The organism is Methanothermobacter sp. KEPCO-1 (assembly GCF_008033705.1).
GTDB lineage: Archaea > Methanobacteriota > Methanobacteria > Methanobacteriales > Methanothermobacteraceae > Methanothermobacter > Methanothermobacter marburgensis.
Window position 1 is genome coordinate 1,477,892 of sequence record NZ_CP042937.1, and the last position, 14,687, is coordinate 1,492,578.

Sequence of the window (14,687 nt, forward strand, 5' to 3'; positions counted from 1 at the left end):
GAGGATACTCCACCTTCATATAACAGAGGAGATGATCTCCGCCATCCTCTCAAGGTTCTCATGGGTGAGGCATCCCACATCCAGGTTCTTAACCTCCACTGCAACTGCACTCTCAAGTATCCTGTCAGGTGAGGGGCATGCTGTGAATATGCTCCTGCCATCTGCTGTTATAAGTTTTCTCAGAGTTTTAACATCCTCCCTGGGGGTGCTGGATGGGATTATAACATTTATACCTCTTTTTTCAGGGTGGAATGCCCCCTCAAGTTTTTCTTTGAGGTAACTGCATGCCCTGAGGGTCTCTGTGAGGTTCCTCCTGGCGACATCAAGTTCGGCGGCAACGGCAGCCCTCACATATGGATCCGCCTTGAGGGCGGATAGTAGCATGTCCTGCTGCACAAACTCTGGAATGGAGGTTGAGATGAACCCGCCACCACCCGCGTTAACGGTTTTTGGAGAGCCAGTGGATGCAATTATAATGTGACTTTTTTTACCATTGCATAACCTTTCAAGGGGGTCAGAGACGCTCCCGGATGCGTCCTCAACCAGGATTGCATCATGGGATCTGCAGATATCTGAGAGTTCTGCGATGGGTTGCTCCGCTGTATAACCGGCGAAGCTTGTGACAAAAACTGCCCTGGCCCCTGTATCTTCAAGACGTGATTCCAGGACTTCAGGGTCAATGATTCCTATCTCTGTCTTGACCGTGAAAACCTCCCTGCCAAGGATCTCAGGTATCCTCTTAAAGCCCCGCCATCCGCCCTGGTCAGGCACGAGGATGGGACCATCGAGCCGGGATACAGTGAGGAGGATTGCGGCATTCCCGCTGCTGAGGAGTCTTGCGTATCTGTGTCCTGTGATCCTCCTGATTTTCTTTTCAGGGTCTGGTATTTCCCTGTAGAGTGCGGCTTTGCAGATGGCTCTTTTTGTTTCAGGTGATGGTTCTCTGAATCTGAGTCTAAGGGGTTCAAGATCCTCCATCATCTCTGCTGGGGTTTCTGAATTCATGATATCACCTGAAGAAGGAGTCCAGGGTTGTCTGCCTTGAAGAACTGATGTCCCGCAGCAGGTTACTCCTCCTTCTGAATGCATCAAGTCCAAGTTTAAGTTTGCTGTCCATGAATTCAAGGGCCTCTTTAAGGCCGTTGAACTCATGTGGCCTTACATTCATGGCGTTTTTAACGTTCTCCCTGACGTTGAAGACACCCAGGGGCACATAGCCCGGGTAGGCCTCCCTGAGTATGATTGCACCTGCCTGTTTCTCTTCCCTGTCAAGGGCCTCAAGGACAGCCATCCTGGCGCTGTAGTAGCAGCCACCAACCCTTGAGTACTCCCTCTTACCCTTCAGTGTTTCATGGTCTGAGAATATCATTGCACGCCCGTCACGCTTTATAAAGGCCTCCATCCATTCATACTGCCACTCTGAGGGTGTGAGGAGTATGAGGTATCTGTTTTTGAGGCTTTCAAATTCATGGACCCTGTAGATGTCCAGGATATCATATTCAAGAACCCTCCTGTGGAAGTGGTCCGCCAGGGTGCTGTCGCAGGCTGTTATTGACCACCTTGTGGGGACAAGCCTCCTTTTCCTGGCATCACCAAGTGCACCCACCGAGAGGGCCTTCTGGATGGCAGAGAATGGGGTTCCCTTTCTGTGGAGTTCCACTATTGCCTCATCTGCCCTGAGGTCGGTGTCGTAGTGGGCCCTTTCAAGTTCACGGTCCCATTTGACGTTCTCTATCTCAAAGTTTTCAAGGACTGCGCTGGGGCCGTGGGGTGTCTGCTCCTCACTGAAAAACAGGCCTCTTGGTTTTCTCCTGAACTGGGCCTCGCTTTCAATGGCCCCTGATGAGAGGGATATTTCCTGGAGCTTCTCCACGAGATGGTTATCAAGGTCCCTGACTCCCACTAGCTGCTTGCCCCTTATGAGGTTGAGGCGGTAGTCTATGATTTCCTCCTGTGTTTTACTCTCGGGTATCCATCTCTCAGGGGAGTCAAATATCTCGACCTCACCCTGGATGGGTGCTATCATGGGTCCAGCGTAGACCCTGGGGTAGTTCCAGCTCCCTATGAATACCGATGGGGGTGTGGCCCCCTCAAACTCCTCTCCCACCTCCACGGACCTCATTTTGAGGTCCCTGGTGAGCCTCTTGAGGAAGGCGTACTTTGACCGTATCATTGTTAAAGCTCTGTTTCTGGATATTTATTGTTTTTATGGTACACCTGACCCGTCATCATATCCCATTGGAGGGACTGGGTTTATTGTTTTTATGACACCTCACTGAAACTTATTCTTTATATCAAGAAAATTCGCATTGTGCTTTTTGACATCTGCTGTACTTCGTTAAAGATAATGAGTATTTCCCTGTTTTTGTTTTTTCTTCTGATCTCATGTACAATATCGTTTATAGTATATTTTTGTATAGGTGTTTTTCACGGTTTCACCAATAATATCTTTTTACCCTGTGTTTTCCTTCCTACTTCATACTTCTCCATTGCATATTGTAGGAACACCTAAGAATGGGGGAGCAGGAAAAATTCTGTATTCCCTTAGAAGAATCATTATGTAAAGAAATGAGGTTTCTCTTTGCCCATCTGGGGGGGATGGTAAGTGCCTATTTTTCCTGTTTAAGCTTGTAATGATGGGATTCATGCTCTTGTCTTAAATCCCACCTTTTATATTTTTCGCCCCTAAAAGAGATAGTAATCTTTTTATACTATAATGTGTTATCATATTATGGTGGTGGCTGTGAGGAGGTTGTTGTTTTTTCTGGCGATCCTGTCCTTTTTCTGTTTTCTGGGCAGTTCTTCAGCTGTGAGTTTATCCTATAATGAGATTTGTGACGCTTCAAAGCTGATCGGAAATTACACCGCACAACATGAAAAAATACCATCACAGGTTGTGATTAACGGTAAGAATGTGTCGGCAGACGACTACCTCTACGCCTCATCCACAACCATCATAAACCTCGATCAGGCTAGGAGAGTTGGCTTGTCATTCAATAGTATGGCCTCCCCGCCCAGTCCAAGTGGAACAGGAACAGGAACACTCCAAAAAGCAGGATACCTGCAGGTGGCAAAGAATGTTAAGGCTTTCATGGAATCCTATGGGAGGTCGCCGAATTATGCCAGCACAGCCATCGGACAAATCCGCCCAGAAAGCCTAATATATGCCAATGCAAGGATAATAAACTTCTACAACAGCACAGGAAGACTACCAAACCATGTAACAGTAAAATATGTTACAGGTAAGGCCGGAACCCTGACAAGGCCAAGGGCAGACTACACCTACACAATACAAGGCTATAATGTCCAGTTCCAGGATAAAAGTACAGGGACAATACAATACTACAAATGGGACTTCGGAGACCAAAGCACAAGCACCCAGAAGAATCCAGTACACGCCTACAAACCAGGAACCTACAAAGCAACCCTAACAGTCCAAGCCTATGGCATAACAGACACGAAGACTATTACATTGGAGGTTATGCTTGCAACGGTCCATGTTAATTCCACGGCAACATCCTCTGGGAAGCCCCTAAATTTAACATTTAAAATTCCGCTCAATGACACGGTTAAATGGATTAGTATAGGGGCTATATCTTCGGGCCTATTCAATGAAACAATATTCCTTGTGGAGGATGGCATAGCATACAAACTAGCCGAGGTCACTAACCCATTCTACCAGGCTAACAGCCAGAGTCAAAGAGAAATAGTCTGGCAAGTCATAGCTGGCCTGAACAGACTCATAGAAATTTACACAAAACTCGGAGCAGAACCTCAAGTGAATGAATATCTCAACAACTTCAATTTAACCCAGGCAGAAAAGACATTCATACTCACAAACTATAACAAGTGCATAGACCCTTTACAGGTCAGTGTGGAGTATCCCGGCGAGGAAAAGGTGACAATAGCCAATATAACATTCCCAGGGAACAAATCAACAAGAACACTCCTCCTACTCTACACAAACGGCCAATACATACACCCACCAGGAGAAACAGGACCCAATATCATAATAAACGACACTCTCATCTGGGAGGCTAGCAACTACGACGCCATCATAACCTACACCCTCGCCACAGGGAAGATAACAAACCAGACATTACAAAAGTGGCTAAACAGGACATACGAGCCCGGACCATTAAAGGCAGCCTACGGAACATTCCTAACAGGCCTTGAAGTAATATACCTCCACGATCTCATCGCAGAAGAAGCAGCCACGCGCTATAATGTAACATGGACCAGGACCATGCCAGTGATGGTCTCAGCAGGAGACCACAGCCCAGGGACATGGATAAGCCTCGAATGCAACCACAACATGGCCGTGAAAGCAGAAGGCACACCTGAAAACATTAAAGCATTCAATTATGCGAGAACATCAGCTATAAATCCAATAGAATACTATGTGATGGAGGCCCTCTTCCCAGGATCAGACCCCACAAGCGCGCCCACAACAGGAATAGGCCTAACACTCCTCAACGGCGGGTCACTAAACATCCTCGAAAGCGGGAATTACACGCTTATCAGTGACGGGCAGGGAAGATACCTCATCATAGACCATGCAACAGGGATAGTAAGGGACATGATCTATGCTTTCATGGGAGCATACTGCTACTACCACCAACAAACAGAATGGGCCCGGGAACTTGGCCAAGCCATAATATTCTCTGAAAAGTTAGATTCGCTCTTGGATGGTAATGGCACAGTAAACCTTGAAGGTTTAGATGATAGTATCAAGAAGGCCTATATTGGCCTTGTAATCTCCATGTACATTGCCCTGGAAGGTCCAATGGCTTTCGTTGATATCCTCAATTATGCTCTTGTGGGTCAGGGACTTATAGGACTCAACATGGCAGCATATGCAACAATAATAGCCTACACAGGCCTCCTAAACATCACAGACGATATCAAAAAATTCATCATAGAACACCAAACATGCATTGGAGGGGACATTATAGATGGGATTCTTTTTATATGGAGTTTAAAAGAGCTTAGTAGTGAAGGTGTCACCTTGGCAAGTGGTATTTTTTCGATTGCTTCTCTACTATTAGCAGAAGGTGATTTAATTGTGAATGTAAGAACGAATTATCTTCCAACTGAATATTGGAAATATGTTTCTTACCATAGAACTTGGCGGCATGGTTATGAACTTAAAATTTATGTTGGCGAAGACCATTGCATACACTACATTGAAATCCCAAAGAACCCAGATGGTACTTTAAGATGGGATGAAGCAGTGTATATCTGATTAGGAGGATGATATGATGGTAAAGTACATTTTTTATTTTAGTTATTTCCTTTCTTATTTTACTGCTGCATTGGTTGTGGTTAGTCTCCGTTTCCCCTATATTATCAGCAAATTAATTGTCTATTCCATTTACATAGTGAACATGTTTCTCTTAATTTACCTATTAGGCAAGGATGAGTTGGGAAAAACTGAAAATGAAACTGTCAGAGCACTTGGAGGCTTGCTTGTAATTATAGGCTTCTTTGGCCTTGCATAAAAGAAAAGCAGCCCCCCACGCCCAAAAAAACTGGAAAATCTTAGAAAAAACCTATAAAAAATATCACAACTCATGATAATGTTGAAGTCTATGTGGATTTACATTCCAGGATATCCTCAATTATGCTCTTGTGGAGGGATTTATAGGACTCAACATGGCAGCATATGCAACAACAATAGCCTACACAAGCCTCCTAAACATCACAGACGATATCAAAGAATTCATATTAGAGCACCAGACATACATTCCAGAGGATGTTTTCCATGGTATTAGATATTGCAACTGTTGCCGGTGTCACTGCTGTTATGGGTCCTTTGGGTTTTATAAGTGTGATAGTGGCTGAAGGTGATTTGATTTTAAGGATACGGACTCATTATCTTCCCCAAGAATATTGGAAGTATATTTCGATTCATCGTACCTGGATTTATGGTTATGAGTTGAGAAGTTATGTTGGTGAGGATCATTGTATACACTATATTGAAATACCGGAAAATCCTGATGGTAGTTTGAGGTGGGATGAAGCAGTATATATCTAAAGTGGAGGGGATCTTATTGGATTATGAATCTTGGTATAAGAGGGCTTATCCTCTTATCTGCATAGTTATGTTCCTATGTATTCTTGCGCTTAAGTATCATTGTGTTGTTTTGTCCCTAATAGCAGCCCCTTTAGGCTTGTTCACTCTTCTCCTTTTATGCTGGCTCTACTACGAGTTGAAGGAAAAAGAGTATGAAATAAGATGGATGATGGTAATGCTCCTTATAGTGGGTTTAATTGCATCTCCAGGGGTATAACAGGGCTATTTAATTATTGTCGGGACATCAAACCCCTCAGAGTTCAATGCAACGCCTATTCCCATACAATGGAAGCCTCGACAATATAGGGGATATCATGGAAGGTGCTGCGATCACAAGCATAGCATACAGGCTCCTGAACGGAGAAAAACTAAATATTACAAAAGCTGGGAACTACACCATAATAAACTATGATAATGACTACCTGATCATCGACACTGCAACAGGGATAGTGAGGGATGTCAATATCTTTAAGAATGTTATGGGGGCATATTGTTTCAGCCACCTGCAGACAGAATGGGCAGCCAACCTCGCAAAAGAACTACTGAATGAGACCGGTTTGTGGAAGTTCATTGGATTTGCTGGTGTTTCAGGAGCTGAAGTCGTCGGCTTCGAAGGAGGAGCTGAAGTCGCCATCCTCGAAGCAGGAGCCTTGTCAGCGCCGGCGACAGCTGGCATAGGAATAGTTGTTGCAATAGTCGCTTATATCCTCATCGAACATCCTGAGTGGCTCCCATACATCGAAGATGCCATGATGTTACTCTCACCCGCTGGTCTGCCAACATTCATCGCCTACACACTACTAACAGGAGACACACAACCAATACAAAACTATCTTGAAATACTATCAAGACAGTCTGACGAATGGAGTCAAGCGATAAATGAGTATAGAGAAGCCGTAGATACTCTAAGGGTGATTAGCAGTGGTGGTGTTGGTGGCGATCCCGACGATATAGGAAGGGCTATAAATAATTTAGGTAAACTCATGATGGATGAATGGGATCTGTTCAAGGAGGCTTTAAAGGATGGGGATGTTGTGGGCGCCATAAAACATGGAGGCACTATAATAGGCACTGGGATGGCTATTGGAAGCCTATTGGCCTATGAGAATCGTGAAGCAATAGAAGCCTGCATACTAGGATTCAAAAACTACCTAGAAAAGAAGTTGAGAGAGGCTGGAGGATGAACCCCCTTAAGAAAATAAAGGATTGGATAGCCGAGGGAAAGGCTGGATGGCACCTTGCTGGGGGCCGATCAAGCCTAAAACAGGGAAAATACAAAGAAGCCCTCAAAGAATTCAGGAAAGCCCTCAAAGCAAGACCAAACAACCCAGAAATCCTCCACTACAATGCAATAACACTACTAAAACTCAAAAGACCAGAGAAAGCCTTAGAATGCTATGAAAAAATCCTCAAAAACAATCCAAAACTTGCAGAAGCATGGAACAACAAAGGACTAGTCCTCAAAGAACTTGGGAGATATGATGAGGCACTAGAATGCTATGAAAAAGCACTAAAAATAAATCCAAAGTATGCAGGAGCATGGAACAATAAAGCACTAGTCCTCAAAGAACTTGGGAGATATGATGAGGCACTAGAATGCTATGAAAAAGCATTACAGATAAACCCCAAACTTGCAGATGCATGGTACAATAAAGGCTCCGTTCTAATTTACCTTAAAAAATACAAAAAGGCACTAAAATGTTTCGAAAAAGCCATAGAGCTAAATCCAAAAAATTATAGAGCTTGGGGAACTAAAGGAATAACATTACATAACCTTAAGATATATGAAGAAGCATTAAAATGTTATGACAAAGTTCTCCAATTAAATCCACAAGATGATAAAGCTTGGAACAACAAAGGACTAGTTTTCAATGAACTTGGGAGATATGATGAGTCACTAGAATGCTATGAAAAAGCATTACAGATAAACCCCAAACTTGCAGAAGCATGGAACAATAAAGGAGTAGTCCTCAGTGAACTTGGGAGATATGAGGAGGCACTGGAATGCTATGAAAAAGCCCTGGAAATAGATCCAGAAGACGACAAAACATGGAACAACAAAGGACTAGTCCTCGAAGAACTTGGAAAATATGAGGATGCGCTGGAATGCTTTCAAAAAGCCCTTGAAATAAACCCAGAATTCGCTGATGCATGGAAATGGAAAGGCATAATCCTAGAAGACCTCAAAGAACCAGAGGAATCCCTGAAATGCTACAAGAAAGCCCTCAAACTAAACCCGCAAAACAAAACACTATGGTACATGCAAGGAAAAACACTACAAAAACTCGGCAAACACAAAGAAGCACTAAAATGCTACGAAAAATCCCTGAAAATAGACCCAGAATACAAAAAAGCCAAAAAAGCCCTGAAAGAACTCACCATCCAAAAAAATCAACCATAAACCCAAATCCCAGGATCAAAACCTCCACACAACAGGAATAGGCCTAACACTCCTCAACGGCGGGTCACTAAACATCCTCGAAAGCGAGAATTACACGCTTATCAGTGACGGGCAGGGAAGATACCTCATCATAGACCATGTAACAGGGATAGTAAGGGACATGATCTATGCTTTCATGGGAGCATACTGCTACTACCACCAACAGACAGAATGGGCTCGGGAACTTGGCCAGACTATAATATTCTCTGAAAAGTTAGATTCGCTCTTGGATGGTAATGGCACAGTAAACCTTGAAGGTTTAGATGATAGTATTAAGAAGGCTTATATTGGCCTTGTAATCTCCATGTACATTGCCCTGGAAGGTCCGATGGCTTTTGTTGATATCCTCAATTATGCTCTTGTGGAGGGATTTATAGGACTCAACATGGCAGCATATGCAACAATAATAGCCTACACAGGCCTCCTAAACATCACAGACGATATCAAAAAATTCATCATAGAACACCAAACATACATCTCAGAAGATACTGCTCACTGTTTGATCCAGGTTTTGGCATATGTGTTAGTAAGGTATGGTGGTGAAATATTTCAACCAATTGGATGGTGTATGCGGATAGGTGATGGCATACTTACATTTAGAGATCATTATCTTCCCCAAGAATATTGGAAGTATATTTCGATTCATCGTACCTGGATTTATGGTTATGAGTTGAGAAGTTATGTTGGTGAGGATCATTGTATACACTATATTGAAATACCGAAGAATCCTGATGGTAGTTTGAGGTGGGAGGATGCAGTATACATCTAAGCTTTTTCAGTTTTTGGGGTCGTTATCGTGTTTTACAATTTTCTTGGTTTTACTGTTTACGTGTAGTAGGTTGGCTTTACTGCATACTAGGCCTAAACTACCTATTATATTGTTAACGTGTCTTTTACTGGGAAATATGTTTTTGATAATCTATTTTCTGTCGAAGAAGGTGTTTAGAGGCGAGGAAAAAGGTGTGCTCGAAACACTTTTTGTTATAATGCTCCTAGTAGGTGTACTTCTCCTTTCTATGCCATATATTTGAGGAGCGTTAAACCCAACAACAAACCAACAAGCCAATACCAAAATAAAGAGGTTCAGGGCATTTCTAGCCTCCAAATAGCAGCCTCCAATCTCATCCCCCATTCCCAGATAACCTGAAAGTGGATCAAACACCACACTACACAAACCCAAAAGGGGATATCAGGTTCCCAAAAAAGCGACTATCAAAGTTTTCTTCTCGGCCTCCACATATTTTATTTTCAAGCATGACAAAATAAACTCCTCAAGAATCATTATGTAAACAAGAATCATTTTATGACAAATACAAAGTTACATAAGATACTCTTTATAGATGAAAATCCCGCGCCCGGAGCAGAGGACGCAGACTATACTATTGGACGGGTGGGCGGGTATAACGGCCATTACTGACATGTGAGTTATGGAGTTGGTTTTTCAGGTGTATTTTATTTCGTTATATTCTTGTATAGAACATGTACAAGTTTTCTGCAGTATCAGAGAAGAACAGACAGATATCATAATAGGCTGCTAGATAAGATGGCGGTTCTAAGCGACCCAGACGATGAAATCATAGACATAATGATTCCAGTGATGGTTTTCGCAGGAACACTCGCCTTCCTCACATACCTAAAAATGAGATGGATTTATCAGGCCTTATAGCCTATAGTGCCTGCAGCTGTATGGTTCGGCACAATAATCGCCATAACACTCATATGGATCAAAAAAAATAAATGATGGGGATAAGATTGAACGGCACAACATATCCTCCTTCTCATACACGTCATCCGTATGATACTACTGCAGGAACATGGTACACTTGAATATAGGGAATAAATGGAAATCTATTTTTCAGAAGGACACTTAGATTGAAATGGGGAGGTCCTATGTACACTGAAAGTATGCAGAGGCATGTCCAGAGGATAGGGTACAATGTGAACCGATTCAGGGGTAACCTTCTCCTTCTGAAGGGCGGGAAGAATCCTGAGGAACTCAAAGAGGAATTTATGGATATCGAACGTTCCTTAAGTGAAATATTCAATGATATAAGGGTTGAAGTCCCGGATCCTGGACTGGAGGGTGCGCACAGCACGATCCTCAGGGCGGCGGGGATTTACAGGGATTCTCTGAGGGAGTTCATGAGGTTCTATGATGATGGTGATGATGACCACTTTGTCCATGCGGGTCTCATGATAAATGAGGCCAATGAGCTCCTCAACGAGGCAGCTTCAATGATGGGTGTCTAGCCAGGGTTTTTCTTCAGCTCTGTTTCTTCTATCTCTTGAGGGGTGGCCTTACTCAGGGGTGTTTAGCTAGGGTTTTTCTTCAGCTCTGTTTCTTCTATCTCTTGAGGGGTGGCCTTACTCAGGGGTGTTTAGCTAGGGTTTTTCTTCAGCTCCTGGCTATGAACCTCATGTATATGAACTCCACTAGCCTCCCGTAGATCCAGGGTACCAGGATGAACATGGTGATACCTATGGCACCTGTGAGTATTCCCAGTAGCCACTCGGGATACTGTTCCGGCCTCCAGGTTCCTATGATGTAGGTGAGGGTGTTCAGCATACCACCGGCAACGGCCATTATGAGTCCGGCCACCCAGTACCTTCCAAAGTCCTCAGCCATTAAATGCCTCCAGGCCTCTATATTTGAACCTCAGCGTATCTGGCTCCTTGGGATGAATTTAAGTGCCGCTGAGTTCATACAGTACCTCTTACCTGTTGGCAGGGGGCCGTCATCGAATACATGGCCAAGATGGGCGCCGCACCTCGCACAGAGGACCTCACAGCGCACCATTCCAAGGCTCCGGTCCTCCCTGAGTTCCACATTGTACTCTGATATGGTGTCATAGAAGCTTGGCCATCCTGTGCCTGAATCAAATTTGGTTTCTGAGTCAAAAAGGTCTGTGCCGCAGCATACGCAGCGGTATATACCGTCACCATGGAAGTCATGGTATTCGCCTGTGAATGGAGGTTCTGTGCCTCCGCACCTTGCAACACGGAAGGCCTCGGGTTCGAGTATCTCCCGCCACTCCTCAACGGTTAATTCGATCTTTTCAACCATCTCAACATTTCCACCTGCAGCGGAGAATATGGGTATTTTTTCACTCATGAGTGGAAATATGTTCTTAAATGTATATTAGATTATATTATAATCATTCATCTTTTTAGAGGGATCTCAGATCCATGACTGCAGTGTTTCATGACCGTCCAATGATGGATGATAAGGGATCGTCTGCGTGTCATTTAAAAGACAATGGAACTCCCCATTCAGACATGATAGATGATAAAAAGATGGTATTTGCGGGAAACTCACCGGGATGGTGATAATGGAAAGAATAATGGAGGATGTCTCAAATTTCAAATCTAATTCAGGCAAATTCAATGGTGCTTGGCGGCTTATCGCTCACAGAAAGCGCCACATGTGTAACCTCAGGTATCTCGGAGGTTATACGCTTTGATATCCTCTTCACAAGGTCCCAGGGGAGTTCAGGGACACTGGCGGTCATTGCATCAAGGGATTCAACCATCCTTATGACCACGAGGTAGCCGAAGTCCCTCACATCACCCTTAACACCGGTCACCATGGTGTCTGTGAGCACAGCAAAGTACTGCCAGAGGCTCTCATGGAGTCCGCTTTCAAGGACCTCCTCCTCCACGATGGCGTTGGCCCTCCTGCATATCTCTATTTTCTCCCTGGTTATCTCACCCACGATCCTCACCGCAAGTCCAGGACCAGGGAATGGCTGCCTCTGGATCATCTCACGGGGAAGGCCGAGTTCAAGGCCAATTTCCCGCACCTCATCCTTGTACAGTTCCCTTATTGGTTCCACTATCTCAAGCACCAGTCCATGGGGGAGTGCAACGTTGTGGTGGGATTTTATCTTACCCTCACTCTCGATCCAGTCGGGGGCTATGGTACCCTGCACCAGGTACCTCGCGCCTATCTCCTCTGCAACGCGTTCAAAGACCTCAATGAAGACCCTCCCGATTATCTTGCGTTTCTCCTCAGGGTCCGTCACACCCTCAAGTTCCCCCAGGAACTCGTCTGATGCATCAATGTATCGGAAGTTAAGCCTATCACTGAAGGTTTTCTTCACGTATTCTGCCTCGCCCTCCCTGAGGAGTCCATGGTCAACGAAGACCGCTGTCAGGTTATCACCTATGGCCTTACCTGCAAGTACAGAGGCCACTGAACTGTCAACTCCTCCTGAGAGTGCTATTATTGCCTTTTCATCACCCACGGTATTTCTTATCTCTTCCACAGCTTTCTGGATAAAATCAGATGGATTCAGCATTAATATCACCGGATAAAAATGATTGGTTTAATTATTTGTGTGGCTCCTATTTAATGTTAAGGTCAGCCTTTTCCATGAAATCTTTGCCTGATGTTGGGTGTCTCTTATGAAACCTTTATATTAGATGTTTCTGCGGACTTCATGGAAGTTTTCAGAGGTTTTTTTTGAAGGTGTTTCTATTGGAGGTTTTCACAGACCTCATGGAAGTTTTCGAAGACCCGGTGACCATCCTGTGTATGGTGTACCTCAGGGTGGAACTGTATACCGTATACTGGCCTTTCATGGTGTTTCATGGCCTCCACCTCACATATGCTTGAGGTTGCAAGAACATTGAAGTCCTCGGGGAGCCTCTTAACCTCATCCTTGTGGGAGGCCCATACGCTCATCCTGGGGCCGAGGCCCCTGAAGATGTCATCCTCGTCCAGTATCTCCAGTTCTATCTGGGCGTAGCTCTCTGCCTCGGCGGTTGCAACCTCCCCACCGTAGGCCATGGCTATGAGCTGGTGGCCCAGGCAGATACCCAGTATCGGAATATCGAGTTTCTGGATGTACTCAACACAGTTACCTGCCATCTCAAGTGATGGGCCGCCACCGAGTATGAGGCCATCTGGTTCCATTGAGATGATCTCATCCAGCGGTGTTGTGTTGGGCACGAGACTGGATGGTATCTGGAGATACCGGAGTGTCCTGTGTATTCTGTGGTTGTACTGGCCGTGATTATTGATGATGAGTATCATAAACATTCTCCCTGTCTGATTCTGAAAATCTATTTATATTTCATTGGATAATTAAATATTATGGAGGCCATGGATATAATTTACATTCTGGTTGCACTTGTACTTGCGGTTGTGGCATTCTATGTTCTTGTCTGGCTGCTGCCGGTTATAGTGGTTCTTATAATCGCCTATGTGATATATGTCTTCCTCAGAGAGGGAAGATGACACCGGAGGGGTGCATATGGCGGTCCCTGATTTTCAGGATATAATGTTACCCATCCTGAGGCTGGCAGCTGAGGGAGAGCAGAGTTTAAATGGGTCCATAGAAAAACTTGCAGAGGAGTTCCAGTTATCCCAGGACGATTTAAACGAACTTATGCCGAGTGGCTCGCCAAAATTCAAAGGCAGGGTTTCATGGGCCAAGACATACCTCAAGAAGGCGGGTCTTCTTGAATCAAGGAAAAGGGGATTTTTTAATATCACAGAGCGCGGATTGGAGATTCTTAAGGGGGATCCGCATGCCATTGACGTTGATTTTCTGATGCAGTTCCCTGAATTTGCAGAGTTTCGTGGGGGATCAGGGAAACCAAGGAAGACCCGTAAAAAGCTTCAAAAAAGGACCAATTCGAGTAGGGAGAGGCTCACCCCTGAGGAGAGACTTGAAAGGGCCTATGATGAACTCAGGAAGGGCCTCGCAGCCGAAATCCTGGATATGGTCAGGAACAGCTCACCTGAATTCTTTGAACGACTTGTTGTGGATCTACTTGTGAGGATGGGTTATGGAGGATCCAGGGAGGATGCAGGGAGTGCCATTGGCAGGCAGGGGGACGGTGGAGTCGACGGAATAATAAAGGAGGACAGACTGGGACTTGAGGTTATCTACATACAGGCTAAAAGGTGGAACAGTTCAGTGTCCCGTCCCGAGATCCAGAAATTTGCGGGTGCACTGCAGGGTAAGAGGGCAGCGAAGGGCATATTCATAACCACATCGAATTTTACGGAAGGTGCAAGAGAATACGTTTCCAAAATTGATAGCAGGATAGTGCTTGTTGATGGGATGCAGATGGCGAACTATATGATTGAACATGGTGTGGGTGTAACTGAGGTGGCCTCCTATTCTGTTAAAAAGATTGATAATGATTATTTTTCTGAATGAG

The 14,687-nt window shown here is 44.6% G+C and carries 16 protein-coding genes; 10 read left to right on the forward strand and 6 right to left on the reverse strand.

All coding sequences use genetic code 11. From position 1 onward, the window contains the following. Nucleotides 1-15: 15 nt before the first annotated feature. Nucleotides 16-1,005 (reverse strand): DegT/DnrJ/EryC1/StrS family aminotransferase, encoded by a 990-nt coding sequence (locus FVF72_RS07935; RefSeq protein ID WP_147671796.1) that lies wholly within the window; start codon nucleotides 1,003-1,005, stop codon nucleotides 16-18. A gap of 4 nt (nucleotides 1,006-1,009) precedes the next feature. Continuing rightward, entirely contained in the window at nucleotides 1,010-2,173 is a 1,164-nt protein-coding gene (locus FVF72_RS07940; protein ID WP_013295932.1) for an Nre family DNA repair protein, read from the reverse strand. 543 nt (nucleotides 2,174-2,716) lie between these two features. On the opposite strand from FVF72_RS07940, the gene FVF72_RS07945 reads away from it, so the two are divergent. From FVF72_RS07945 to FVF72_RS07980, 8 genes are all read left to right on the forward strand, one after another. Then, complete coding sequence (locus FVF72_RS07945) at nucleotides 2,717-5,245, forward strand: pseudomurein-binding repeat-containing protein (protein ID WP_147671797.1); 2,529 nt, start codon at nucleotides 2,717-2,719, stop codon at nucleotides 5,243-5,245. Between the two features lie 16 nt (nucleotides 5,246-5,261). Next, nucleotides 5,262-5,501: a hypothetical protein gene (locus FVF72_RS07950; RefSeq protein ID WP_013295925.1), complete on the forward strand. Its 240-nt coding sequence runs from the start codon at nucleotides 5,262-5,264 to the stop codon at nucleotides 5,499-5,501. 263 nt (nucleotides 5,502-5,764) lie between these two features. After that, the gene (locus FVF72_RS07955; protein WP_255503700.1) at nucleotides 5,765-6,037 is read left to right on the forward strand and encodes a hypothetical protein; all 273 of its coding nucleotides are present in this window, start codon (nucleotides 5,765-5,767) and stop codon (nucleotides 6,035-6,037) included. A 16-nt stretch (nucleotides 6,038-6,053) separates the two neighbouring features. After that, nucleotides 6,054-6,293, forward strand: a complete 240-nt coding sequence (locus FVF72_RS07960; RefSeq protein WP_255503701.1) for a hypothetical protein — start codon at nucleotides 6,054-6,056, stop codon at nucleotides 6,291-6,293. A 97-nt stretch (nucleotides 6,294-6,390) separates the two neighbouring features. Next, nucleotides 6,391-7,260: a hypothetical protein gene (locus FVF72_RS07965; RefSeq protein ID WP_238523350.1), complete on the forward strand. Its 870-nt coding sequence runs from the start codon at nucleotides 6,391-6,393 to the stop codon at nucleotides 7,258-7,260. Next, nucleotides 7,257-8,477, forward strand: a complete 1,221-nt coding sequence (locus tag FVF72_RS07970; RefSeq protein WP_013295928.1) for a tetratricopeptide repeat protein — start codon at nucleotides 7,257-7,259, stop codon at nucleotides 8,475-8,477. The genes FVF72_RS07965 and FVF72_RS07970 overlap by 4 nt, the downstream gene beginning before the upstream one ends. Before the next feature lie 175 nt (nucleotides 8,478-8,652). Beyond that, nucleotides 8,653-9,285, forward strand: coding sequence for a hypothetical protein (locus tag FVF72_RS09445; RefSeq protein ID WP_238523348.1), 633 nt, complete (start codon nucleotides 8,653-8,655; stop codon nucleotides 9,283-9,285). 1,121 nt (nucleotides 9,286-10,406) lie between these two features. Then, nucleotides 10,407-10,766: a hypothetical protein gene (locus FVF72_RS07980; RefSeq protein WP_013295921.1), complete on the forward strand. Its 360-nt coding sequence runs from the start codon at nucleotides 10,407-10,409 to the stop codon at nucleotides 10,764-10,766. Nucleotides 10,767-10,911: 145 nt separating this feature from the next. On the opposite strand, the gene FVF72_RS07985 is transcribed toward FVF72_RS07980, so the two are convergent. The 4 genes from FVF72_RS07985 to FVF72_RS08000 all read right to left on the reverse strand — a co-directional run bounded on the left by FVF72_RS07985 (nucleotide 10,912) and on the right by FVF72_RS08000 (nucleotide 13,551). Further along, nucleotides 10,912-11,142 (reverse strand): hypothetical protein, encoded by a 231-nt coding sequence (locus FVF72_RS07985; RefSeq protein ID WP_013295920.1) that lies wholly within the window; start codon nucleotides 11,140-11,142, stop codon nucleotides 10,912-10,914. A gap of 30 nt (nucleotides 11,143-11,172) precedes the next feature. After that, nucleotides 11,173-11,628 (reverse strand): peptide-methionine (R)-S-oxide reductase MsrB, encoded by a 456-nt coding sequence (gene msrB / locus FVF72_RS07990; RefSeq protein WP_048901208.1) that lies wholly within the window; start codon nucleotides 11,626-11,628, stop codon nucleotides 11,173-11,175. 259 nt (nucleotides 11,629-11,887) lie between these two features. After that, nucleotides 11,888-12,814: a glutamine-hydrolyzing GMP synthase gene (gene guaA / locus FVF72_RS07995; protein WP_013295917.1), complete on the reverse strand. Its 927-nt coding sequence runs from the start codon at nucleotides 12,812-12,814 to the stop codon at nucleotides 11,888-11,890. A gap of 176 nt (nucleotides 12,815-12,990) precedes the next feature. After that, nucleotides 12,991-13,551, reverse strand: a complete 561-nt coding sequence (locus tag FVF72_RS08000; protein ID WP_013295916.1) for a GMP synthase subunit A — start codon at nucleotides 13,549-13,551, stop codon at nucleotides 12,991-12,993. 60 nt (nucleotides 13,552-13,611) lie between these two features. Between FVF72_RS08000 and FVF72_RS09275 the strand changes: the two genes are divergently transcribed. Both FVF72_RS09275 and FVF72_RS08005 read left to right on the forward strand, forming a co-directional pair. Beyond that, the gene (locus FVF72_RS09275) at nucleotides 13,612-13,755 is read left to right on the forward strand and encodes a hypothetical protein (RefSeq protein ID WP_013295915.1); all 144 of its coding nucleotides are present in this window, start codon (nucleotides 13,612-13,614) and stop codon (nucleotides 13,753-13,755) included. Nucleotides 13,756-13,771: 16 nt separating this feature from the next. Next, nucleotides 13,772-14,686, forward strand: a complete 915-nt coding sequence (locus FVF72_RS08005) for a restriction endonuclease (protein ID WP_013295914.1) — start codon at nucleotides 13,772-13,774, stop codon at nucleotides 14,684-14,686. Nucleotide 14,687: the final 1 nt, after the last annotated feature.